The 22,049-nt window shown below is 65.9% G+C and carries 24 protein-coding genes; 15 read left to right on the top strand and 9 right to left on the bottom strand.

What is annotated here, in order from left to right:
• Positions 1–100 precede the first annotated feature (100 nt).
• The 3 genes from LK540_RS11420 to LK540_RS11410 are packed head-to-tail and all read left to right on the top strand — an operon-like array spanning position 101 to position 2,468.
• Positions 101–673, top strand: coding sequence for a transcriptional regulator (locus tag LK540_RS11420; protein ID WP_229437408.1), 573 nt, complete (start codon positions 101–103; stop codon positions 671–673).
• Positions 670–1,725, top strand: a complete 1,056-nt coding sequence (locus tag LK540_RS11415) for a histidine kinase (protein ID WP_229437407.1) — start codon at positions 670–672, stop codon at positions 1,723–1,725. The genes LK540_RS11420 and LK540_RS11415 overlap by 4 nt, the downstream gene beginning before the upstream one ends.
• Positions 1,722–2,468 carry a LytTR family DNA-binding domain-containing protein gene (locus tag LK540_RS11410; protein ID WP_229437406.1) on the top strand — a complete coding sequence of 249 codons (747 nt, stop codon included), beginning with the start codon at positions 1,722–1,724 and terminating at the stop codon, positions 2,466–2,468. Before LK540_RS11415 ends, LK540_RS11410 begins: the two co-directional genes overlap by 4 nt.
• A 241-nt stretch (positions 2,469–2,709) precedes the next feature.
• Here LK540_RS11410 and LK540_RS11405 read toward each other — a convergent pair whose 3' ends face one another.
• Genes LK540_RS11405 through yjgA form a run of 4 tightly spaced genes read right to left on the bottom strand, consistent with a single transcriptional unit; the run spans position 2,710 to position 4,865 of the window.
• Positions 2,710–2,907, bottom strand: a complete 198-nt coding sequence (locus LK540_RS11405) for a hypothetical protein (protein ID WP_210735995.1) — start codon at positions 2,905–2,907, stop codon at positions 2,710–2,712.
• Between the two features lie 51 nt (positions 2,908–2,958).
• Complete coding sequence (locus LK540_RS11400) at positions 2,959–3,627, bottom strand: alpha/beta hydrolase (protein WP_229437405.1); 669 nt, start codon at positions 3,625–3,627, stop codon at positions 2,959–2,961.
• Positions 3,628–3,655: 28 nt separating this feature from the next.
• Positions 3,656–4,294 (bottom strand): molybdopterin adenylyltransferase, encoded by a 639-nt coding sequence (gene mog, locus LK540_RS11395; RefSeq protein ID WP_229437404.1) that lies wholly within the window; start codon positions 4,292–4,294, stop codon positions 3,656–3,658.
• Entirely contained in the window at positions 4,269–4,865 is a 597-nt protein-coding gene (gene yjgA / locus LK540_RS11390; RefSeq protein ID WP_229437403.1) for a ribosome biogenesis factor YjgA, read from the bottom strand. The genes mog and yjgA overlap by 26 nt, the downstream gene beginning before the upstream one ends.
• 93 nt (positions 4,866–4,958) lie before the next feature.
• Between yjgA and pmbA the strand changes: the two genes are divergently transcribed.
• Positions 4,959–6,311, top strand: coding sequence for a metalloprotease PmbA (gene pmbA / locus LK540_RS11385; protein WP_229437402.1), 1,353 nt, complete (start codon positions 4,959–4,961; stop codon positions 6,309–6,311).
• An 11-nt stretch (positions 6,312–6,322) separates the two neighbouring features.
• Positions 6,323–6,562 (top strand): hypothetical protein, encoded by a 240-nt coding sequence (locus LK540_RS11380; protein ID WP_229437401.1) that lies wholly within the window; start codon positions 6,323–6,325, stop codon positions 6,560–6,562.
• Between the two features lie 226 nt (positions 6,563–6,788).
• On the opposite strand, the gene LK540_RS11375 is transcribed toward LK540_RS11380, so the two are convergent.
• From LK540_RS11375 to paaX, 5 genes are all read right to left on the bottom strand, one after another.
• Positions 6,789–8,510, bottom strand: coding sequence for a response regulator (locus tag LK540_RS11375; protein ID WP_229437400.1), 1,722 nt, complete (start codon positions 8,508–8,510; stop codon positions 6,789–6,791).
• Positions 8,497–10,005 (bottom strand): ATPase domain-containing protein, encoded by a 1,509-nt coding sequence (locus LK540_RS11370; RefSeq protein WP_229437399.1) that lies wholly within the window; start codon positions 10,003–10,005, stop codon positions 8,497–8,499. The genes LK540_RS11375 and LK540_RS11370 overlap by 14 nt, the downstream gene beginning before the upstream one ends.
• Positions 10,006–10,134: 129 nt before the next feature.
• Complete coding sequence (locus LK540_RS11365) at positions 10,135–10,365, bottom strand: hypothetical protein (protein WP_229437398.1); 231 nt, start codon at positions 10,363–10,365, stop codon at positions 10,135–10,137.
• 79 nt (positions 10,366–10,444) lie between these two features.
• On the bottom strand, positions 10,445–11,578 hold the full coding sequence (locus LK540_RS11360) for a M14-type cytosolic carboxypeptidase (RefSeq protein WP_229437397.1): 1,134 nt from the start codon (positions 11,576–11,578) through the stop codon (positions 10,445–10,447).
• A gap of 252 nt (positions 11,579–11,830) precedes the next feature.
• A complete protein-coding gene (paaX, locus tag LK540_RS11355) occupies positions 11,831–12,811 on the bottom strand; it encodes a phenylacetic acid degradation operon negative regulatory protein PaaX (RefSeq protein WP_307729171.1) in 981 nt (326 codons plus the stop codon).
• A 54-nt stretch (positions 12,812–12,865) separates the two neighbouring features.
• Here paaX and paaA point away from each other — a divergent pair, with 54 nt between their 5' ends.
• The 10 genes from paaA (at position 12,866) to pcaF (ending at position 22,048) form a co-directional block, all read left to right on the top strand.
• Complete coding sequence (gene paaA / locus LK540_RS11350) at positions 12,866–13,855, top strand: 1,2-phenylacetyl-CoA epoxidase subunit PaaA (RefSeq protein WP_229437396.1); 990 nt, start codon at positions 12,866–12,868, stop codon at positions 13,853–13,855.
• Between the two features lie 138 nt (positions 13,856–13,993).
• A complete protein-coding gene (paaB, locus tag LK540_RS11345; protein ID WP_020651929.1) occupies positions 13,994–14,278 on the top strand; it encodes a 1,2-phenylacetyl-CoA epoxidase subunit PaaB in 285 nt (94 codons plus the stop codon).
• Between the two features lie 8 nt (positions 14,279–14,286).
• On the top strand, positions 14,287–15,039 hold the full coding sequence (paaC, locus tag LK540_RS11340; protein ID WP_229437492.1) for a 1,2-phenylacetyl-CoA epoxidase subunit PaaC: 753 nt from the start codon (positions 14,287–14,289) through the stop codon (positions 15,037–15,039).
• Positions 15,040–15,558: a 1,2-phenylacetyl-CoA epoxidase subunit PaaD gene (gene paaD / locus LK540_RS11335; RefSeq protein WP_229437395.1), complete on the top strand. Its 519-nt coding sequence runs from the start codon at positions 15,040–15,042 to the stop codon at positions 15,556–15,558.
• 24 nt (positions 15,559–15,582) lie between these two features.
• The gene (paaE, locus tag LK540_RS11330; protein WP_229437394.1) at positions 15,583–16,659 is read left to right on the top strand and encodes a 1,2-phenylacetyl-CoA epoxidase subunit PaaE; all 1,077 of its coding nucleotides are present in this window, start codon (positions 15,583–15,585) and stop codon (positions 16,657–16,659) included.
• 21 nt (positions 16,660–16,680) lie between these two features.
• On the top strand, positions 16,681–17,472 hold the full coding sequence (gene paaG / locus LK540_RS11325; RefSeq protein WP_229437393.1) for a 2-(1,2-epoxy-1,2-dihydrophenyl)acetyl-CoA isomerase PaaG: 792 nt from the start codon (positions 16,681–16,683) through the stop codon (positions 17,470–17,472).
• Entirely contained in the window at positions 17,472–19,034 is a 1,563-nt protein-coding gene (gene paaH, locus LK540_RS11320; protein WP_229437491.1) for a 3-hydroxyacyl-CoA dehydrogenase PaaH, read from the top strand. Before paaG ends, paaH begins: the two co-directional genes overlap by 1 nt.
• Positions 19,027–19,473: a hydroxyphenylacetyl-CoA thioesterase PaaI gene (gene paaI / locus LK540_RS11315; protein WP_229437392.1), complete on the top strand. Its 447-nt coding sequence runs from the start codon at positions 19,027–19,029 to the stop codon at positions 19,471–19,473. The genes paaH and paaI overlap by 8 nt, the downstream gene beginning before the upstream one ends.
• 33 nt (positions 19,474–19,506) lie before the next feature.
• Positions 19,507–20,823, top strand: coding sequence for a phenylacetate--CoA ligase PaaK (paaK, locus tag LK540_RS11310; protein WP_229437391.1), 1,317 nt, complete (start codon positions 19,507–19,509; stop codon positions 20,821–20,823).
• Between the two features lie 19 nt (positions 20,824–20,842).
• Positions 20,843–22,048, top strand: coding sequence for a 3-oxoadipyl-CoA thiolase (pcaF, locus tag LK540_RS11305; protein ID WP_229437390.1), 1,206 nt, complete (start codon positions 20,843–20,845; stop codon positions 22,046–22,048).
• Position 22,049: the final 1 nt, after the last annotated feature.

Raw genomic sequence — 22,049 nt, 5'->3', positions numbered from 1 at the left:
GTCGCCACGGCGGCGCGCTCGTCGCAGCGCGGCCACGCACGGGGCCGGCGGCGGCAGACTGTGGCCATGACATCCCGTCATGCCACCGGAGACCTTCACCATGAAACCGCATTATGTGCTGCTGGCCGCACTGGCCACCTCGTCCCTGCTTGCAATCGCGGGGCCGCCCGAGAAGCTTCCCGCCGCCTGGACTGTGAGCGGGCCGTCGCCGCAGAAATTCAGCAGCGGCGTCGAAACCAGCGACGTCGGCGGCGTCCGTGGCGCCAAGTTCCTGCGCAATAAATCCGAGGATGCGCAGGCCTGGGGCGCGCTGACCCAGCAGATATCGGCCCAGCGCTACCTCGGCCAGCGTTTGCAGTTCAAGGCGCGCATCAAGACGGCGGACATCGGCAACTACGCCGGGCTGTGGATGCGTGTCGACACGCCAGCGAAGCATGGCGCCGCTTTCTACAACAGTGTCGACAAGCCGATCCGTGGCAGTACCGACTGGCAGGAGCGCACGGTCACCCTGGATGTGCCGGCCGACGCCAGCATCGTCTCCTTTGGCGTGATCGGTTCCGGCAAGGGCCAGGTATGGATCGATGCGCTGACGCTGGAGCCGGTCGGGCGCGATGTGCCGGTCGACCGCATGAGCGCGCGGCAGCGGCCCTTGCCGGACAAGCCGACGCTGTGACGGGCGCCGGCCACATCGCCGGTGCCGAGCCGGTCCATGCCGCCCTGGCGCGCGTGTACGGCGCGACGCCAGGCCAGCGCCTGCTGAGCGCGGCCTGCGCCGCCGCCTGCTTCGCGCTGGCCTGGGCGCTGGGCCGGCAGGCCTGGATCGCCCTGTTCGGAGCGCTGCTGGCGCCGATCGTGCTGGGCGCCGGCGGCATGGCAGGCGTGGCGGCACTGCTGCGCGCACGCCTGCACTGGACCGGCGCCTGGCTGGCCCTGGGCATCCTGCTGGCGCTGGGGGCCGGCCTCGGACTGCTGTTCTACCGCTACTGGAACGCGGCGGCCGGCCTGCCCGCCGGCACCGGCCGCCAGGTGCTGGCCTCCAGCTTCGGGGTGGCGGCGCTGGTGCTCGGCCTGCCGCTGTGGCGGGCCCAGATCCAGTTCCGCGCCCAGCAACTGGCGCGGCTGCAGCAGGCGGCGCTGGCGGCCGAGCTCAAGACGCTGCAGGCCCAGATCGAACCGCACTTCCTGTACAACACGCTGTCGAGCACGCGCTACCTGACGCGCCACGATCCCGACAAGGCGGGGCAAATGCTCGAGCACCTGATCGGCTACCTGCACAGCGCCTTGCCCGACATGCGCGCCGAGACCTCGACCCTGGGCCGCGAAGCCGGCCTGGTACGCCACTACCTGGCCGTGATCGCCCTGCGCCACGGCGAGCGCCTGCAGGTGGCCATCGAGGTGCCGGACGCCCTGGCATCCGCCGCGCTGCCGCCGCTGATGCTGATGACGCTGGCCGAGAACGCGGTGAAGCACGGCCTGGAGCGCCAGCCGGGCGCGGTGCGGATCGGCTTGCGCGCCGCGGCATTGGGGACGGACCTGTGCGTCACCGTCTGCGACGACGGTCCCGGCATCGGCAAGGCCGTGTTCGGGAGCGGCGTCGGCCTGCGCAACCTGCGCGAACGCCTGGCCGCGCTGTACGGCAAGCGCGCACGCTTCGAGCTGCTGCGCCTGGACAGCGGCATTACCGAGGCGCGCCTGGTACTGCCCTTGCAGATGGCGGCAGCGTGATTCGGCCGCGCATCCTGATCGCCGACGACGAGCCGCTGCTGCGCGCCGAGCTGCGCGAGATGCTGGCCGCGCTGTGGCCGCAGGCCGAGGTGGTAGGGGAGGCGGTGGACGGCATCGACGCCGTGCGCCTGGGGCGCGAACTGTCGCCCGACGCCGTCTTTCTCGACGTGCGCATGCCGGGACTGGACGGCATCGAGCTGGCCCACGTGTTCGGCGGGCGCAGCCACGTGGTGTTCGTCACCGCCCACCACGAGCATGCGGTGGCGGCCTTTGACGAAGGCGCGGTCGACTACGTGCTCAAGCCGGTCTCGCACGAACGGCTGGCGCGTGCGGTCGAGCGATTGAAGGGGAGATTGCGGATGCCGCCGCCCAGTCTGCGGCAGGTGGCGGGGCAGGTGCCGGAGCAGCCGCGCCCGGCCCAGCCTGCGTGGCTGCAGGCATCAAGTGGCCAGACCATCCATTTCATCGACCTGGCCGACGTCGTGTATTTTTGCTCGGACGCCAAGTACACGCGGGTGGTGACCGATACGCTCGAAGCGCACATCCGGCTGTCGCTGAAGGAGCTGGCGGACTCGCTCGACGGAGACGCGTTCTGGCAGATCCACCGCGGCTACGTGGTGGCGCTCAAGCGCATCGCCTCGGCGCACCGGGCCGAGGATGGAGCGCTATGGCTGCATTTGCGCGGGCATGGCGCCCGGCTGCCGGTGAGCCAGCGCTTCCAGCATTTGTTCAAGGGGATGTAGGGTGGGTACTCGTACCCACCGTGGGGCGCGTGATCAACCAGTAAGGCATGGTGGGTACGAGTACCCACCCTACATCACTAACGTAGGGTGGACACCCGTGTCCACGCGGTCGTACCCGAACGAACCACCATTGTCATGCGAAGCGTCGATATGCTCGCGCACCGGGTCTTCGGCGGAGCAATCTGGACGCAACCGCCGTACCGCGTGGGCACAGGTGCCCACCCTACGAAACCCAACCAAATCAGGCCAGTGCTTCCTTTGCGGCTTCCTCAGGCGTAAGACCATCATAGAACAAGTCCGTAAACCACTCGACCTGTTCCTCGATATGCTCCTGCGCCTGCTTCTGCGTCGCCCCGCCGGCCACGAGGAAACCTTCCACCTCAATGCACCAGTTAATCAAGGCCAGCGTTTCTTCGTCCAGCTCTTCTTTCTTTGCCATTTCCAGGCCTCCAAATGAAAACGGGAGCCAAGGCTCCCGGTAATTAAGGCCTTACGCCAATACTTTTTTCAGCCAGGCCGAGATGTCCTGGACTTCCTCGAAACACAGCGAATGCTGCATCGCATATTCGTGCCACTCGACCTGGTAGCCGAGTCCCTTGACCACGTCGCGCGACTGCTCGGCGCGGATGAAGGGCACCACGTGGTCCTGGCGGCCGTGCGCCATGAACACCGGGGTGTCGATGCTTTGTTCGCTGCGCTCGTGCGCGACCTTGTCGGCCAGCGGCAGATAGCCCGACAGGCACAGCATGCCGGCCAGCTTTTCCGGGTGGCGCATGCCGGTCTGCAGGGTCATCGCGCAGCCTTGCGAGAAGCCGGCCAGGATGATCTTCGAGGCCGGGATGCCGCGCGCCTTTTCGCGTGCGATCAGGGCTTCGACGTCGCGCTGCGAATCGCGCAGGCCGGTTTCGTCTTCACGGCGCGTGAGTTCGGCGCCGGTGATGTCGTACCAGGCGCGCATGACGTAGCCGCCGTTCACGGTCACCGGAATCGTCTTCGCATGCGGGAAGACGAAGCGGATGCCGGGCAGGCCCTTCAGGTCGAGTTCGCGCACCAGCGGCACGAAGTCGTTGCCGTCGGCGCCCAGGCCGTGCAGCCAGATGATTGCGGCCGTGGGGTTCGGCGCGGTTTCGATTTCGATGTTTTGCAGCAGGTCGCTCATGCGGGTCTCAGGTTAAGCAGAGTCAGGGTTAAGCGGAAGCAGGGGCAGGGCGCTGGGCGTTTTTCGGACGCCATGCCTTGGTGACAGCTGGATCGGTTTCCATGTACGGGCCGCCGATCAGGTCGATGCAGTACGGGACGGCGGCAAAGACGCCGTTCACGAGCACCTTGCCGTCGGCATCCTTCAGGCCTTCCAGGGTTTCCTTGATGGCTTTCGGCTGGCCCGGCAAATTCATGATCAGGGCGGCGTGATCCTCGGTTTCGCGGATCACGGCCACCTGGCGCGACAGGATCGCCGTCGGCACAAAGGCCAGGCTGACCTGGCGCATCTGCTCGCCGAAGCCCGGCATTTCCTTGGTGCCGACGGCCAGCGTGGCCTCGGGCGTGACGTCGCGCCGCGCAGGACCCGTGCCGCCGGTGGTCAGCACCAGGTGGCAGCGCTGCACGTCGACCAGCTCGGCCAGGGCCTGCTCGATCTGCCCGCGCTCGTCGGGAATCAGGCGCGTCTCGACGCGAAACGGCGTGGTGAGGGCGGCGGCCAGCCAGTCCTGCAGCGCCGGGATGCCCTTGTCTTCGTACACGCCGCCACTGGCGCGGTCGGAGACCGACACCAGGCCGATCACCAACGCATTCGCCAGTTCCTTACTCGTCTGCTGGCTCGTCGTCATCGGTTTCCTCGTCGCTGGCGGCTTTCTTATCCTTCTTGGACAGGTCCTTCAGGATCTGGAACAGTTCGCGGTAGGCCTTCGGCGGCTTGTTCTCGGCCTGTTCCTTGCGCGCGTTGCGGATCAGCGTGCGCAGGTGCTGCACGTCGAGCTGCGGGTGTTCGGTCAGCAGGTCGGTCAGGGCCTTGTCGTCGGTCAGCAGCTTTTCACGGCGGCGTTCCAGCGCGTGCAGGGCGGCGGTTTCGGCCTTGGAGGCGCCTTTCCAGCTGTCGATGGTGCGCTGGATGACGGCCACTTCCTCTTCCGACAGGGTGCGCATCTTCTTGCCGACGAATTGTAGCTGGCGGCGGCGCCCTTCGTGGTTGGTGATGGTCTGGCACATCAGGATCGCGTCCTTCACCTCGTCGGGCATCGGCACGCGCTTGACGCGGTCGCGCGGCTCGGCCACGAGCTGGGCTCCGAGCTTTTGCAGCTCGTCCATCTGGCGCTTGAGTTCGGACTTGGAAGGGCGTTCGTATTCTTGCTCGAACTCGCTGGACTGGAAGCCAACGGCGCCGCGGTTTGCATTAGGCATGATATGGATGATTTGATTGGCGCTGGGCCGATCAGTGAAAACAGTAAACGGCTGCTATGATAACTGTTTTAGGGCTCGCTACATAAAACACACATGAACGACACCGTTTTTACCCACACCCAGGACCAGTTGCGGGAACTGGCGCAAAGCGTGCTCGCGTTTGCCCGCGAAGGCGGCGCCAGCGATGCCGCAGTGGAAATCAGCGAGGGTAGCGGACTGTCGGTGTCGGTGCGCCGCGGCAAGATCGAGACCATCGAGCAAAACCGCGACAAGGGCATCGGTGTCACGGTATACAAGGGCCAGCGCCGCGGCAACGCCAGCACCTCCGACTTCTCGGAAGCCTCGCTCAGGGCCACCGTGCAGGCAGCCTGGGACATCGCCCGCTTCACCGCCGAAGACGATGCCGCCGGCCTGCCCGACGCCGACATGCTGGAAATGAACCCGCGCGATCTGCGCCTGTGCTACCCGTGGCAGATCTCGACCGAGGAAGCCGTGGAACTGGCCCAGCGCTGCGAGAACGCGGCCTTCGAGGTCGACCCGCGCATCAGCAACAGCGAAGGCGCCAGCGTCTACGTGCAGCAGTCGCATTTCGTGGCCGCCAACTCGCGCGGCTTCATCGGCGGCTACCCGTTCTCGCGCCACACCATGTCGGTGGCGCCGATCGCCGGCAAGGGCAACAAGATGCAGCGCGACGACTGGTACACCTCGGCGCGCGACCCGAAGAAGCTGGCCAGGCCGGAAGCCGTGGGCCGCTACGCCGCCGAGCGCGCGCTGGCGCGCCTGAACGCGCGCAAGCTCGATACCCGCACCTGCCCGGTGCTGTTCGAGGCGCCGCTGGCCGCCGGTTTGCTGGGCGCTTTCGTGCAGGCGGTGTCGGGCGGCTCGCTGTACCGCAAGTCCACCTTCCTGCTCGACACCCTGGGCAAGCCGGTCTTCCCGGAGCACATCCAGATCGTCGAAGACCCGCACCTGATCGGCGAAGTCGGCTCCTCGCCCTTCGACGAAGAAGGCGTGCGCACGGTGCGCCGCGACGTCGTCAAGGATGGCGTGCTGCAGGGGTACTTCCTGTCCTCGTACTCGGCGCGCAAACTCGGCATGCAGACCACGGGCAATGCCGGCGGCTCGCACAACCTGTCGATCACCTCGGATAACACGAAGCGTGGCGATACCTTCGAGGGCATGCTGCGCAAGATGGGCACCGGCCTGCTGGTGACGGAACTGATGGGGCAGGGCGTGAACTACGTGACCGGCGACTATTCGCGCGGCGCCTCGGGCTACTGGGTCGAGAACGGCGTCATCCAGTATCCGGTGGAAGAGATCACGATTGCCGGCAACATGCGCGAGATGTTCCAGCAGATCGTCGGCGTCGGCAACGACGTGCTGGCGCGCGGGAACAAGTCGACCGGGTCGATCCTGATCGAAAAGATGGTCGTGGCGGGTAGCTAAGGGAGCATCAGATGAGCAAATTCGTCCGTATCGACAAGGAAAACAACCCGAAGAAGGCACAGTTGCTGAACCTCGACCTGGTGGCATCGGTCGAGCTGGCGCCGCAGTCCGACCTGCTCAGCTCCGCCGACGAAAAGCGCGTGTATGCCAGCTGCCTGGCGCATGACAAGACGGTGATTGCGACGGTGCACTTCGATACGATCGAAGATGCGCATGCGTGGGTGGAGAAGAATCTCGGCGTGCAGCTGTAATCGCGTTGGATTAACCCCTGGACGAGCGGCAGACCGTACGGTGGGCACTCCGTGCCCACGCGGAACGTCGCGCTAACGATATGCTCATGTCACCGTTAGCCGTTGATCACATGGTACGCATCAAAGAGAGCAGCCGCGATGCCCGCATCCGCGTGGGCATGGGGTGCCCACCGTACGGGGAACGTTAGCAATGAAAGGCCGCCGAGGGTGACACGACCGCCGCCATTCAATTCCGCTTGCTCAGCGCCCGCTCCACACTCGCCGCCAGTTCCGCCAGCTGGAACGGCTTGTTCAGCACCATGTCTTCCCCCACTACCTCCTCGATCAGCCGCATGTCGGCATAGCCGGTGGCGATCATCATCGGCAGCTCCGGATACATGCCGCGCGCCTGCCGTACCAGTTCGGCGCCGGTCATCCCCGGCATCAGGTAATCGGTAATCAGGAGATCGGGCCTGGAACGCTGCAGTTCGCCCAGGCCCGCCTCGCCATCGGCCGCCTGCGCCACCGTGTAGCCCAGCACCTCCAGCGATTCGACCACCGACTGGCGCACCCAGGCGTCGTCCTCGACCACCAGGATGCGCGCGCCGCGCTGGCGGGTGGCGGCCACCGAGGGCCGGACCAGGGCCGGGGCGTCGGCCGCGCTGCCGGCCGCACGCAGCCAGATTTCCACCGTGGTGCCCACGCCCTGTTCGCTCAGGATGCGCGCCGCGCCGCCCGACTGCTGGGCCATGCCGTACACCTGGCTCAGGCCCAGGCCGGTGCCCTTGCCCACGCCCTTGGTGGTGAAGAAGGGTTCGAACACGCGCGCGATGATCTCGGGCGGCATGCCTTCGCCGCTGTCGGCCACGGCGATGCACACGTAGTCGCCGGCCGGCAGCAGGCCGGCGGGCGGTACGGCCGCGCCGGCGTGGAAACGCAGCTGGCCGCCGCCCGGCATGGCGTCGCGCGCGTTGATCGCCAGGTTCAGGAGCGCCATCTCCATCTGGTTGGTGTCGGCCATCACGGCCGCATCCGGATCGTCGAGCGCGAATTCGAGGCGCACGCTCGAACCCAGCGACGTGGCCACCAGCTCGCGCACACCCTCGAACAGGGCGGCCAGGCCGAGCGGGCGCAGGTCCAGGCTCTGGTTGCGCGAAAAGGCCAGCAATTGGCCGGTGAGCTTGCCGCCGCGCTGGCAGGCGCGGCGCGCCACCTCGGCACGGTTGCGCACGAAATCGTCCTGCGACCGCAAGAGGATCAGGTCCATGCTGCCTTGCACCACGTTCAGCAGGTTGTTGAAGTCGTGGGCGATGCCGCCGGTGAGGCGTCCGATCGCCTCCATCTTCTGGAACTGGACCAGCGCCTGCTGCACGCGCTCGCGCTCGATCACCTCGTTGGTCAGGCGGTCGTTGGCCTGGGCCAGGGCGCGCGTGCGTTCCTCGATGCGGGCCTCCAGGGTTTCGTTCAGGTCGAGCAGGTCGCTCTGGCTGCGGCGCAGGTTGGCGGCGGTGTACTCGCGGTCGGCCAGCACCGAGCGCGCCTGGTACTGGCGGCGCCGCGCGCGCAGGGCCGATGCCGCCGCGCTGCGCAGGGTCTGCGTATTCAGCGGGCGCTCCAGCACGATCACGTTGCCGAGTTCCGCGATGCGCGCGCGTTCGCTTTCCGGCGCCGGCGCGATCGCCTTGGCCAGCAGGACCACGAAGGGAAAATCCGACCACGGCGGCTGGGCGTCGAGCCAGCCGCGCAGGCGTCCGAGGTCGACGCCGGTGAGCGCTTCCTCGGCCAGGATGGCGGCGCCGGCGCCGGCCTCGATGCGCGCGGCCAGGGTGGCGATGTCGGGCACGGCATCGCAGGCCATGCCGTCGACGTCGAGCACCGAGCACATGACCTGGGCGTCGCGTCCGCGCGGCGCCAGCAGCAGGATGCGCTCTTCGCTGTCGCGCACGTCGCTGTGATTAAGGGGCGGCATCGGCGACGTTGGCCATCATCGGCGTCACGCCGCGGTAGCTCGGCAGGCCGGTCAGCACGCCCTCGAAGCCTTCGAGCGGATCGCCGATGCGCACGCCTTCGTGGCTCAGCTGCAGCTCGTGGATGGTCAGCGCGTGGGTGGCGGTGCGGCTCTTGATGACGGTGAGGGCGCGGCGCAGGCGGCCGTTGGCCTCGAAGAAGCGCATCAGCACCGTGGTGTCGGACAGGTAGCTCAGGTCGACGTCGGTGCGCACTTCGCCGATCAGGCCGTGCTGGCCCAGCACCAGCACCGTGGTCACGCCCTGCTGGTTCAGGTAGGACAGCAGTTCGTGCATCTGCAGGGTCAGGTACTGCTCGCCCGGCATCGCCTGCAGGTAGGCGTTCAGGCTGTCGATGACGATGAAATTCACCGCATGCAGCTCGACCGCGTCGCGCAGCATCTGGGCGAATTCGCCGGGCGAGAGCTCGGCCGGGTCGATGTGGGCGATGCGCAGCTGGCCGCTGTCGACATACGGACGCAGGTTCATGCCGAGCGAGGCGCTGCGCGCGAAGAAGGTGCCCAGGCCTTCGTCGAACAGGTAGTAGGACGCCTTTTCGCCGCGTTCCAGCGCCGCCAGCAGGCAGCGCACCGAGAGGGTGGTCTTGCCGATGCCGGACGGGCCGACCATCAGGGTATTCGTGCCGCGCACCAGGCCGCCGCCGAGCAGCCTGTCGAAGCCATCCGAGCCGCTCGAGCTGATCGCCGGGGTGAAGTCGCGGATATGCTCGGCCGCCACCAGGCGCGGGTACATGACGATGCCGCCGGTGTCGAGGTTGTAGTCGTGGAAGCCGCCGCGGAAGCGGATGCCGCGCATCTTGACGATGTTCACGCGGCGGCGCTCCTTGCCGAATTCCTTGGCCATCTGCTCGAGGCTGATCACGCCGTGGGCGATGCTGTGCAGGTGCTGGTCGGAGGCGCTGGATTTATCGTCGAGCAGCAGCACGGTGCAGTTACGGGCCGAGAAGAACTGCTTCAGCGCCAGGATCTGGCGCCGGTAGCGCAGCGGGTTCTGGGCCAGCAGGCGCATCTCCGACATGCTGTCGAAGACCACGCGCACCGGTTTCAACCCGTCGACTTCGTCCATCACCTTGCGCGTGGTTTCGCCGAGCTCCACCTCCGACGGGTGGAACACCGACTGCTGTGAATCGAGGTCGAGCGCTTCGTCGCCGGCCAGTTCGTGGATGGCCAGTGCGTCGAGCGACCAGCCATGGCTGGCGGCTACCGCCTTCAGTTCGTCCGCGGTTTCCGACAGGGTGATGTACAGGCCGCTCTCGCCGCGCGCCACGCCGTCGAGCAGGAACTGCAGCCCCAGCGTGGTCTTGCCGGTGCCCGGCGTGCCTTCGACCAGGTAGACCCGCTGCGGGGTCAGGCCGCCGCCGAGGATATCGTCGAGGCCCGGAATGCCGGTGGACATACGCGGGGCGGTGGTCAAGGTGCTGGAGGATGCGGAATTCATGAAGCGGCCTATGGTATGACGGGAGGAAGGGCTGGGGTGGTACTGCGGTCTTTCCAGCGAAGCATTATAGAGTGCTTTGCAAGCCGCATCCCAGGTCAAGCGTTGCCTAACGGCCACGCCTCATCACCATCAGCCTTCGATGCGGCTCAGGCGCTGGCCGAAGATGCCCCAGCGGGTCGGAGCGCCGTCGACGGTGGCGCACAAGGCCCAGCCGGTGCCGATCTTCTCGACGGTGACGTCGGTTTCGAGTTCCCTGGCGACCTTGTCGGCCCAGCCCTGTGCGGCGCCACGGCCCTTGAAGAGTTCCTGGCCTTCGTAGACCACGGTGGCATCGAAAACGGGAGCGGAAAATACGGACATAAGTGTTCGGTTCGGAAGTGGTTGGAAAAATGCCCCGGCGGGCGGGGCATCTTTGCTTATCGCATGAATCTTACCGCAATTACTTGAGTGCGCGGATCGCCTGCAGCACCGGCTGCAGCACGGCCGCACCCAGGCGGGCGCTGCGCGCGCCATCCCAGCCCACTTGCGGGTCCGGATCGTTGGCGTTGTCCTTGAACGGCAGTTCCAGGGTCAGCGACAGGCAGCCGAAGGCGTGGGTGATGTGCGGCGAACCCATGGTCAGGGTCTCTTCGGTGTATGGCGTTGCGCCGTAGCCGTGCACGTCCTGGAAGTCCGGGCTGGCGATCATGAAGTTGTCGCTGAAGCGCTTCTGGGCGGCGGCCTGCTCGGGCGTGAAGTTCGGCAGCGATTCGCTGCCGGCCACGAAGACGTAAGGCAGGCCTTCGTCGCCGTGCACGTCGAGGCAGAGGTCGACGCCGGTCTCGTGCATCTTCTGCTTGACCAGGAAGACTTCCGGGCTGCGCTCCATGGTCGGGTTCAGCCACTCGCGGTTCAGGTTGGCGCCGGCGGCATTCGTGCGCAGGTTGCCGCGGACGGAACCGTCCGGATTCATGTTCGGCACCACGTAGAACACGGTCTCGTTCAGCAGCTGGCGGCCGAACGGGTGGGCCGGGTCGAGCAGGGCGTCGAGCATGCCTTCGACGAACCACTCGGCCATCGTTTCGCCCGGGTGCTGGCGGGCGATGACCCAGACCTTCTTCTTGCCTTCGGCCGGCTCGCCGATGACCAGCATGTTCAGGTCGCGGCCTTCGACGGTGGAGCCCAGGTCGAGCATGCGCACGTTTTCGCTCATCTGGGCGCGGTCGAGCAGCTCGAGGTGGCGTTCCCACGAGTAGGGCTCGAAGTAGGCGTAGTAGACGCTGTCCATGCCTGGCGTGTGCTCGATGGTCATCACCTGGCCGTCGTACGAGGTCGGCACACGGAACCAGTTGATGCGGTCGTAGCTGGCCATCGCGTTGTAGTCTTCCCAGCCAGCCGGATAGGCGGCCTGGCCGGCGTTCAGCAGGCGGATCGTGCACGGCTCGCCCTGCGCGCCCTGCAGGCGGAAGTAGAACCATTGCGTGATGTCGGCGTGCGAATCCTTGCGGATGTTCAGGTCGATGGCGTTCGCGCTCGTGGCGTTCACGATCTCGATGGCGCCAGCGTCGAACTGGCTGCTGATCTTGATAGACATGGTGTGTCCTGGTTGATGGCGTAAAGCCGAGATCATACTCGCTTATCGGTGGGTTCGAGAACCCACCATGCGGTGCCGATGATCATGCGATGAAACAGCGTGGACTCGGGAGTCCACCCTACAAAGGCAGGGTTTCGTAGGGTGGACACCTGTGTCCACGCGGTATGGTACGGATGCGAACCCGCGATGCATGCCCCGGATCATTATGCGGTGACATTGGTGGGTTCTCGAACCCACCATTCGACACGACGATCAACCGCGCAATCCGCCAAACCGCTGGTAAAACGCTTCATCCGCGCTTGGCGCCGCTTCATCCTCGCGCCGCAACACCGCATTCACATGCACCTCGGCCTGCCTCGCAACACGTACATAAATCGCGCGCGCCACCTCGTACGCATCCGACCCCGGCCACGGGTCCGGCAACAACTCGACCGGCAACAAGGGATCGTGCAACTGCAAGCGCCGGTAGGCGTGAATCAACAGCGAACGCATCGCAAACGCCGCCTCCGGCGCCACTTCGGCCCCATCCTTCAACAAGGCGAGCAGCGGCGAAAACTGCGCGATGAAATCCCGATAACCCTGCGCCACCGCCGTCAGGTTCCAGCCTTCATTCACCAACTCCTGCAGCGGCCGCGAGCCGACGTCCGGCAGCTCGGCCGCGCTCAAGGCAAACACCTTGCCCGCCGCCCCGGTACGTTGCAAGGCATCGGCCAGCCCCTCGACATCGCCCGCCGGATGCGCCAGCAAGCCCGGCCCCAACATCGCAAAGCCCTCCCACTGCAGTTCCTTCCTCACCGCCGTCCGCAAATCGCCATCGATGCTGCCGTTCGGCGCCAGCAGCAAAGTCCAGCGCCCGTCCCAGTGCAAGCCGGGCGGCGCATAGATGCGGCGGTCGGCGCGCTGGAAGCGGGGCAGGGACTTCGGATCGAACCCATACCGGCTGCGCCGCCCCTCGCGGCTGGCCGTCAGCCAGCCCTCCTGCACCAGGCGAAACACACTGGTGCGCACCAGGCGGTCGGTCACGCCCAGCGGACCCAGCAGCTCAATCAAACTGCCCAGCCAGGCCGCGCCGCCATGGGGCGCAATCGCGTCGCCCATGACGGTCATGACCAGGGATTTCGAGCGTGGCGGATCGATGGCGAGGAAGTGAGCGATCCACTCGGGACTGGTCATTTGCTTCATGGAATCGGAAAAACCTTGCTTCTCAATATGATTCAAAATTTTGGTGTACATCTCGTTTTCTGTATCGTATTATGGCTTCACGATGTTTGCAATGGGAGACAGACCATGTACGCACAGATGGTAGAAACGGGCCTGAAAAAGGTCCAGACAGAACAAGACATGAGCGCGGAAGAGCAGGCGTTCCAGGCCCGGATCGACGAAGGCATCAAGATCGAAGCCAAGGACTGGATGCCCGAGGCTTACCGCAAGACCCTGATCCGCCAGATCTCCCAGCACGCGCACTCCGAGATCGTCGGCCAGCTGCCGGAAGGTAACTGGGTCACGCGCGCCCCAACACTGAAACGCAAGTCGGTGCTGCTGGCGAAGATCCAGGACGAAGCCGGCCACGGCTTGTACCTGTACAGCGCCGCCGAAACTCTGGGCGTGTCGCGCGACGAACTGCTGGCCGCCCTGCATTCGGGCAAGGCCAAGTATTCGAGCATCTTCAATTACCCGACCCTGAGCTGGGCCGACATGGGCACCATCGGCTGGCTGGTCGACGGCTCCGCCATCATCAACCAGATTCCGCTCTGCCGCTGCTCGTACGGCCCGTACGCCCGCGCCATGATCCGCGTCTGCAAGGAAGAATCCTTCCATGCGCGCCAGGGCTACGACATCATGATGAGCCTGGCCAAGGGCACGCCCGAGCAAAAGGCGATGGCCCAGGACGCGCTGAACCGCTGGTGGTGGCCGTCGCTGATGATGTTCGGGCCTTCGGATGCCGAATCGGTGAACAGCGCGCAGTCGAGCAAATGGCGCATCAAGCTGTTCTCGAACGACGAACTGCGCCAGCGCATGGTCGACCAGACCGTGCCGCAAGCCGAATACCTGGGCCTGACGATTCCCGACCCGGACCTGAAGTTCAACGAAGAGACGGGTCACTACGAATTCGGCGAGATCGACTGGAGCGAATTCCACAACGTCCTGAAGGGCAACGGCCCCTGCAACCGCGAGCGCCTGCGCACCCGCGTGACGGCCTGGGACGACGGCGAATGGTTCCGCGACGCCCTGGTCGCCCACGCCGACAAGAAAGCCGCCAAGAAGGCCGCTGCATAACGTAGGGTGGACGGCTCCGCCGTCCACGCGTTCAACGAACGCATGACGAACGTAGGGTGGGCGCTCCCGTGCCCACGCGTGAAGCCCGCAAACCAATACGGCTATCGAAGCCGAACATCCTGAACATCCGGAGACATCATGAGCAAAGAATGGCCCCTGTGGGAAGTATTCATCCGCAGCCAGCACGGCCTCGCCCACAAGCACGTCGGCAGCCTGCACGCCCCTGACGCCGAAATGGCAATCAACAACGCGCGCGACGTTTACACGCGCCGCAACGAAGGCGTCTCGATCTGGGTCGTGCGCGCCGCCGACATCGTGGCCAGCAGCCCATCCGACAAGGAAGCCCTGTTCGAGCCCGCCAACAGCAAGGTCTACCGCCACCCCACCTTCTTCCCGATGCCGGAAGAAGTGAAGAACCTGTGAGTGCCACCATGGACGCCAAGTTCGAATATGTGCTGCGCCAGGGCGACAACGCCCTGATCCTCTCGCAGCAGCTCTCCCAGCTGTGCGGCAAAGGCCCGGCCCTGGAAGAAGACATGGCCCTGACCAACGTCGCCCTCGACCTGCTCGGCCAGACCCGCATGTGGCTCACCTACGCCGGCGAACTCGAAGGCCAAGGCCGTGACGAAGACAAGCTCGCCTTCCACCGCGACGCCCACCAGTACCGCAACGTCCTCCTCGTCGAGCAGCCGAACGCCAGCTACGCCGAAACGATGATGCGCCAGTTCTTCTTCGACACCTGGCACTACTTCCTGATGCAAGGCTTGCTGAAGTCGACCGACAGCCGCATCGCCGAGATTGCCGAGAAATCGCTGAAGGAAGTGACTTACCACCTGCGCCGCAGCGGCGACCTGGTCGTGCGCCTGGGCGACGGCACCGACGTCAGCCACGCCAAGATGCAGGCCGCCGCCGAAGAACTCTGGATGTACACCGGCGAAGTGTTCCTCTACGACGACATCGATAACGCCATGGTGGAGGGGGGCATTGCCCCGCCGGTCGAAGGCCTGCGCGCTGCCTTCCTCGAACATGTGAGCGAAATCTTCGCCGAAGCCACGCTCACCATGCCCTCGCCCGAAGCCTACATGCAGCGCGGCGGCAAGCAGGGGCGCCACAGCGAACGCCTCGGCTATATCCTGGCCGAGATGCAGTTCCTGCAGCGCGCCTATCCCGGAGCGGAGTGGTAAATGCACGCCCAGAGCGTCACGCTGGACCAGGTATGGTCCTGGCTCGGCGAGGTCCCTGATCCCGAGATTCCCGTGATCTCGGTGGTCGACCTCGGCATCGTGCGCGACGTTGCCTTCGACGGCGACGAGTGCGTGGTGACGATCACGCCGACTTACTCGGGCTGCCCAGCGATGCAGGTGATCTCCGACGCCGTGGGCGAAGCCCTGCGCGCACGCGGCCTGGACAAGCTGCGCATCGTCACCCAGCTCTCGCCCGCCTGGACCACCGACTGGATGAGCGAGACCGGCAAGGCCGCGCTGAAGGGCTATGGCATCGCCCCGCCGGTCGAACAAGCGATCGACATCAGCGGCCTGCGCGGCGGCGTCAAACGCGGCGCCTTCAAGGAGCCCGAGGTGGCCTGCCCCAACTGCGGCTCGACACACACCCAGCTGACCAGCCAGTTCGGCTCGACCCCGTGCAAGGCGCTCTACAAGTGCCTGGACTGCCGCGAGCCTTTCGATTACTTCAAGTGCCACTAAGCGAATAAAGCGAACAACAGCACCATGAGCAAATTCTATCCACTGACTGTCGCCAAGGTGAAGCACGAAACGCGCGACGCCATCGCCGTCACCTTTGCCGTCCCGCCCGAACTCAAATCCACCTTCGCCTACCAGCAGGGCCAGCACCTGACCCTGCGCGCCATGATCGACGGCGAAGACGTGCGCCGCTCCTACTCGATCTGCTCGGCCGTGCAGGACGAGACCCTGCGCGTGGCCATCAAGCGCACCCCGGGCGGCCTGTTCTCGAGCTGGGCCAACGAAAGCCTGCAGCCAGGCGCCACGCTCGACGTGATGCCGCCGATGGGTCACTTCAACGTGCCGCTCGACGCCGAGAGCGAACGCCACTACCTGGCCTTTGCCGCCGGCAGCGGCATCACGCCCATCCTCTCGATCATCAAGACGACCCTGCTGGCCGAGCCGAAAAGCCGCTTCACCCTCGTCTACGGCAACCGCGCTTCGTCTTCCGTCATCTTCCGCGACGAACTGACCGACCTGAAAGACGTCTACATGGGCCGCCTCAAGCTCGTGTACGTGATGAGCCGCGAGCAGCAGGACATCGAACTCTTCAACGGCCGCATCACCGGCGAGAAGTGCAGCGCCTTCCTCCAGCACTGGATCGACATCCAGGACATCGACGTGGCGTTCGTCTGCGGCCCGGAAGACATGATGCACGGCGTCTCGAAGTCGCTGCAGGAAGCCGGCCTGCCGAAGGAACGCATCCGCATCGAGCTGTTCGCCGCCAGCATTCCGAAGCACGAGCACAAGCCGCGCCCAGTGGCGCAAGGCGCCGCGCACCAGACCGAAGTCACCGTGATCATGGACGGCAGCGCCGCCAGCTTCACGATGGACAAGGACAAGGAATCGATCCTCGACGCCGGCCTGCGCGCCGGCATCGACATGCGCTACTCGTGCAAGGGCGGCGTCTGCTCGACCTGCCGCTGCAAGGTCGTCGAGGGCAACGTCGAGATGGACGTGAACTATGCGCTTGAAGATTATGAAGTCGCACGCGGCTTCGTGCTGAGCTGCCAGGCCTTCCCGATCACCGACAAGCTGATCGTCGATTTCGACCAGCACGAATAACAAAAACCGGAGGAGACAAAGATGAGCTACGAATCGATCCTGTACATGGTGGAAAACGGCGTCGCAGTCCTGACGCTGAACCGCCCCGACCGCCTGAACAGCTTCACCCAAGCGATGCACCTCGAAGTGCGCGACGCCCTCGATAAACTGCAAGCCGACAAATCGGTGCGCGTGCTGGTGCTGACCGGCGCCGGCCGCGGCTTCTGCGCCGGCCAAGACCTGGCCGACCGTGCGGTGGCTCCCGGCACACCGGGCGTCGACCTGGGCGAATCGGTGGAAAAATTCTACGCGCCGCTGGTCATGACCCTGCGCTCGCTGCCAATGCCGGTGATCTGCGCCGTGAACGGCGTGGCCGCCGGCGCCGGCGCCAACCTGGCCCTGGCCTGCGACATCGTCCTGGCCGCCAAATCGGCCAGCTTCATCGAAGCCTTCTGCAAACTCGGCCTGATCCCCGACACCGGCGGCACCTGGCATTTGCCGCGCCTGATCGGCCATGCCCGCGCCACGGGACTGGCCATGCTGGGCGAAAAACTCAGCGCTGAAAAGGCGGAAGAGTGGGGCCTGATCTGGCGCTGCGTGCCCGACGAAGCGCTGATGGACGAAGCCCTGGCCATGGCCGACCACTTCGCCAGCGCGCCGACCAAGGGTCTGGCATTCACCAAGAAAGCGCTGCAAGCCAGCTACGCCAACACCCTGCCCGAACAGCTGAAGCTGGAAGGCGAGATGATGCGCGAACTCGGCTACAGCCACGACTACCGCGAAGGCGTCGCCGCCTTCATCGCCAAGCGCCCGGCCCAGTTCAAGGGCGAATGATGGAAGCGCTGGCCAAGGAGAACGTCGTTGCCGTGATCGGCAGCGGCGCCATGGGTTCCGGCATCGCGCAGATCGCAGCGGCTGCCGGCCACCAGGTGCGCCTGTTCGACACGCGTCCGGGCGCCGCAGCCAAGGCCATCGCCGACATCGGCAAGGTCTTCGGCAAGCTGGTCGACAAGGGCCGCATGGGCGCCGCCGAGGCGGACCTGGCGCGCGAGCGCCTGCACACCGTGGACGCGCTGGCCCAGGTGAGCGACGCCGCCATCGTCATCGAAGCCATCGTCGAAAACCTCGACGCCAAGCGCACCCTGTTTGCCGAGCTGGAAGGCATCGTGAACGAACGCTGCATCCTCGCCACGAATACGTCCTCGATTTCGGTGACGGCGATTGCCGCGCCGCTGCGCCACCCCGAGCGCCTGGTTGGCATGCACTTCTTTAACCCGGTGCCGCTGATGGCGCTGGTCGAAGTGATCAGCGGTCTCGCAACAGACAAGGCAGTGGCCAAGACCGTCTACGCTACCGCCCAGGCCTGGGGCAAGGACCCGGTGCACGCCAAGTCCACACCCGGCTTCATCGTCAACCGCGTCGCCCGTCCTTACTACGCCGAAGCCTTGCGCCTGCTGCAGGAAGGCGCCGCCGATCCGGCCACGCTGGACGCCGTACTGCGCGACTGCGGCGGCTTCCGCATGGGTCCCTTCGAGCTGATGGACCTGATCGGCCATGACGTGAATTTCTCGGTCACGCAATCGGTGCACGCCGCCTACTTTGGCGACCCGCGCTACACGCCGTCGGTGGTGCAGCAGGAATTGGTGAACGCCGGCTTCCTCGGCCGCAAATCGGGCCGCGGCTTCTATCGCTACGGCGAAGACGCCGCGAAACCGATGCCGAACATCGAAGCGCCGCAGCCGCGCCCGAGCACGGTCGGCATCAGCGTGCGCCGCGAAGTGGTCAACAGCATCCTCAGCCCAATGGAAGCGCGTTTGAACGAAGCCGGCTTCACGGTCGGCCACCGCGAACCGCTGCACGGCGCCGAGAAGCACGAAGCGCCGGCCTTCCACTGCAACGGCGCCGCCATCTTCCTGAGCGACGGCCGCAGCGCCACCGAGCGCGCCGCCGCCAATAACCACGCCAACACCGTGGTCTACGACCTGCTGCTCGACCACGCCACCGCCAAGCGCATCGCCCTGGCGCGCGCCGACCAGTGCAGCGACGAAGCGTATTACTCGACGGTCGGCATGTTCCAGGCCGCCGGCTTCGAGGTCTGCCGGCTCGACGACGTGCCCGGCATGGCCGTGATGCGCACCGTCGCCATGCTCGCCAACGAAGCGGCCGATGCCGTCAACCAGGGCGTGTGCAGCGTCAGCGCGGTGGACATCGCCATGCAGAAGGGCGTGAACTACCCGCGCGGTCCGCTGGCCTGGGCCGACGCCGTGGGCATCCAACATATCGTGACCGTGCTGGCGAACCTCGCCGCCACCTATGGCGAAGACCGCTACCGCGTCTCGCCGCTCTTGCGCCGCAAGCTCGCGGCCAACCCGAACGGAGCCCGTTTCCATGCTTGACGATGTAACCCAGGATGCACAAGCCCTGGCCGAACTGGCCGGCAAGACCATGTACGAGCGCGACCCGGCCAGCAAGGGCCTGGGCATGACGCTCGACGAAATCCGCCCGGGCTACGCGCGCATGAGCATGCGCGTGCGCCCCGACATGCTCAATGGCCACGCCAGCTGCCACGGCGGCTTTATCTTCACCCTGGCCGACAGCGCGTTTGCCTTTGCCTGCAATTCGCACAACTTCAACACCGTCGGCGCCGGCTGCACCATCGACTACCTGGCGCCCGGCCGCGAAGGCGACCTGCTCACCGCCGAAGCGCAGGAGCAGGCACTGGCTGGCAAGACCGGCGTCTACGACGTCACCGTGACGAATGCCGAAGGAAAGACGATTGCGCTTTTCCGCGGCAAGTCGCACCGCGTGAGCGGCACGGTGGTCAACGCCGACTGATACAGAACCACGAGAACGGAAGGAGACAACATCATGGTCCAACGCATCCCTGAACCCGGCGACCTGGAGCCGATCGAACGCGCCAGCCGCGACGAACTGCAGGCCCTGCAACTCGAACGCCTGAAATGGTCGCTGCAGCACGCCTACGAGAACGTGCCGCACTACCGCAAGGCTTTCGACGAAGCCGGCGTGCACCCGAGCGATTTGAAGTCGCTCGCCGACCTGGCCAAGTTCCCCTTCACCGACAAGAAGACCCTGCGCGACAACTACCCCTTCGGCATGTTCGCCGTGCCGCGCGACCAGGTGGTGCGCGTGCACGCCTCGTCGGGCACCACCGGCCGCCCGACCGTGGTCGGCTACACACAGAAGGACATCGACACCTGGGCCGACGTGGTCGCACGCTCGATCCGCGCCGCCGGCGGGCGCCGTGGCGACATGGTCCATGTGGCCTATGGCTACGGCCTGTTCACCGGCGGCCTGGGCGCTCACTATGGCGCCGAGCGCCTGGGCTGCACCGTGGTGCCGATGTCGGGCGGGCAGACCGAGAAGCAGGTGCAGCTGATCTGCGACTTCCAGCCCTCGATCATCATGGTCACGCCGAGCTACATGCTGAACATCGTCGAGGAATTCAAGCGCCAGGGCCTGGACCCGGCCAAGTCCTCTCTGAAGGTCGGCATTTTCGGCGCCGAACCCTGGACCAATGCGATGCGCGCTACGATCGAAGAAGCCGCCGGCATCGACGCGGTCGACATCTACGGCCTGTCGGAAGTGATGGGTCCGGGCGTGGCCAGCGAATGCATCGAGAGCAAGGACGGCCCGGTGATCTGGGAAGACCATTTCTACCCCGAGATCATCGACCCCGATACCGGCGAAGTGCTGCCCGACGGCGAAGAGGGCGAACTGGTGTTCACCTCGCTCTCCAAGGAAGCGCTGCCGATCATCCGCTACCGCACGCGCGACCTCACGCGTTTGCTGCCACCGACCTCGCGTTCGATGCGCCGCATGGGCCGCATCACCGGCCGCTCGGACGACATGCTGATCATCCGCGGCGTGAACGTGTTCCCGAGCCAGATCGAGGAACTCGTGCTCAAAATGCCGGCGCTGGCGCCGCAATACCAGCTGGTGGTGGCGCGCGACGGCCACCTGGATACGCTGGAAGTCTTCGGCGAGCTGCGCGAAGGCCATCACTCGGCCGACAGCGTCGAAGCACTGTGCAAGGAACTGCAGCACTGCATCAAGACCTATGTGGGCGTCAGCACCAAGGTGACCCTGACGCCGCCGATGGGCATCGAACGCACGCTGACCGGCAAGGCCCGCCGCGTGGTCGACAAGCGCCCGAAGAATACTTAAAAAATACAGGAGACCTGACATGATCGACGCTTACATCTGCGACGCAGTGCGCACCCCCTTCGGCCGCTACGGCGGCTCGCTCGCCTCGGTGCGCGCCGACGACCTGGCCGCGCTGCCGATTGCCGCCCTCATCGAACGCAACAAGAACGTCGACTGGGCCATGGTCGACGATTTGTACTGGGGCTGCGCCAACCAGGCCGGCGAAGACAACCGCAACGTCGGCCATATGGCGGGCCTGCTGGCCGGCCTGCCGGTCGAGGTGCCGGGCAACACCATCAACCGCCTGTGCGGATCGAGCCTGGACGCCATCGGCATCGGCGCCCGCGCCATCATCTCGGGCCAAGCGAACCTGATCATCGCCGGCGGCTCGGAGAGCATGACGCGTGCGCCTTTCGTGATGGGCAAGGCCGATAGCGCTTTCTCGCGCGCGGCCAAGATCGAAGACACCACCATCGGCTGGCGCTTCGTGAACCCGCTGATGAAAGCGAAGTACGGCATCGACTCGATGCCGGAAACCGCCGAGAACGTGGCCAAGGAATTCAACATCAACCGCGCAGACCAGGACGCATTCGCCATCCGCAGCCAGCAGCGCTGGGCGCGCGCGAACGCGGCCGGCGTGTTCAAGGACGAAATCGTCCACGTGACCCTGCATTCGAAGAAAGGCGAGTCGCGCGTGTTCGACACCGACGAGCATCCGCGTCCGGACACGACTATCGAAGCGCTGGCCAAGCTGAAGGGCGTCGTGACGCCGGACGGCACCGTCACCGCCGGTAACGCTTCGGGCGTGAACGACGGCGCTTGCGCCGTGCTGATCGCATCAAGCAGCGCCGCCGAACGCTTCGGCCTGACCCCGCGCGCACGCATCATCGGCATGGCCACCGCCGGCCTGGCGCCGCGCATCATGGGCTTCGGCCCATCTCCCGCCACCAAGAAGGTGCTGGCCCAGACCGGCCTCACCATCGAGCAAATGGACGTGATCGAGCTGAACGAAGCATTCGCTTCCCAGGGCCTGGCCGTGCTACGCGACCTGGGCGTGGCCGACGACGCCGAGCATGTGAACCCGAACGGCGGCGCGATTGCGCTGGGTCATCCGCTGGGCGCGTCCGGCGCACGTCTGGTCACCGCCGCTGTCTACCAATTGCAGCGTACCGGCGGCCGCTACGCCCTGTGCACGATGTGCATCGGCGTCGGCCAGGGCATCGCCCTCATCATCGAACGGGTGTGAA

It is taken from the genome of Massilia sp. IC2-278, assembly GCF_020708045.1.
In the GTDB taxonomy this organism is placed as follows: domain Bacteria; phylum Pseudomonadota; class Gammaproteobacteria; order Burkholderiales; family Burkholderiaceae_D; genus Telluria.
The sequence above is the reverse complement of the archived record's forward strand: the minus strand, read 5'-3'. Positions and strand labels throughout refer to the sequence as shown.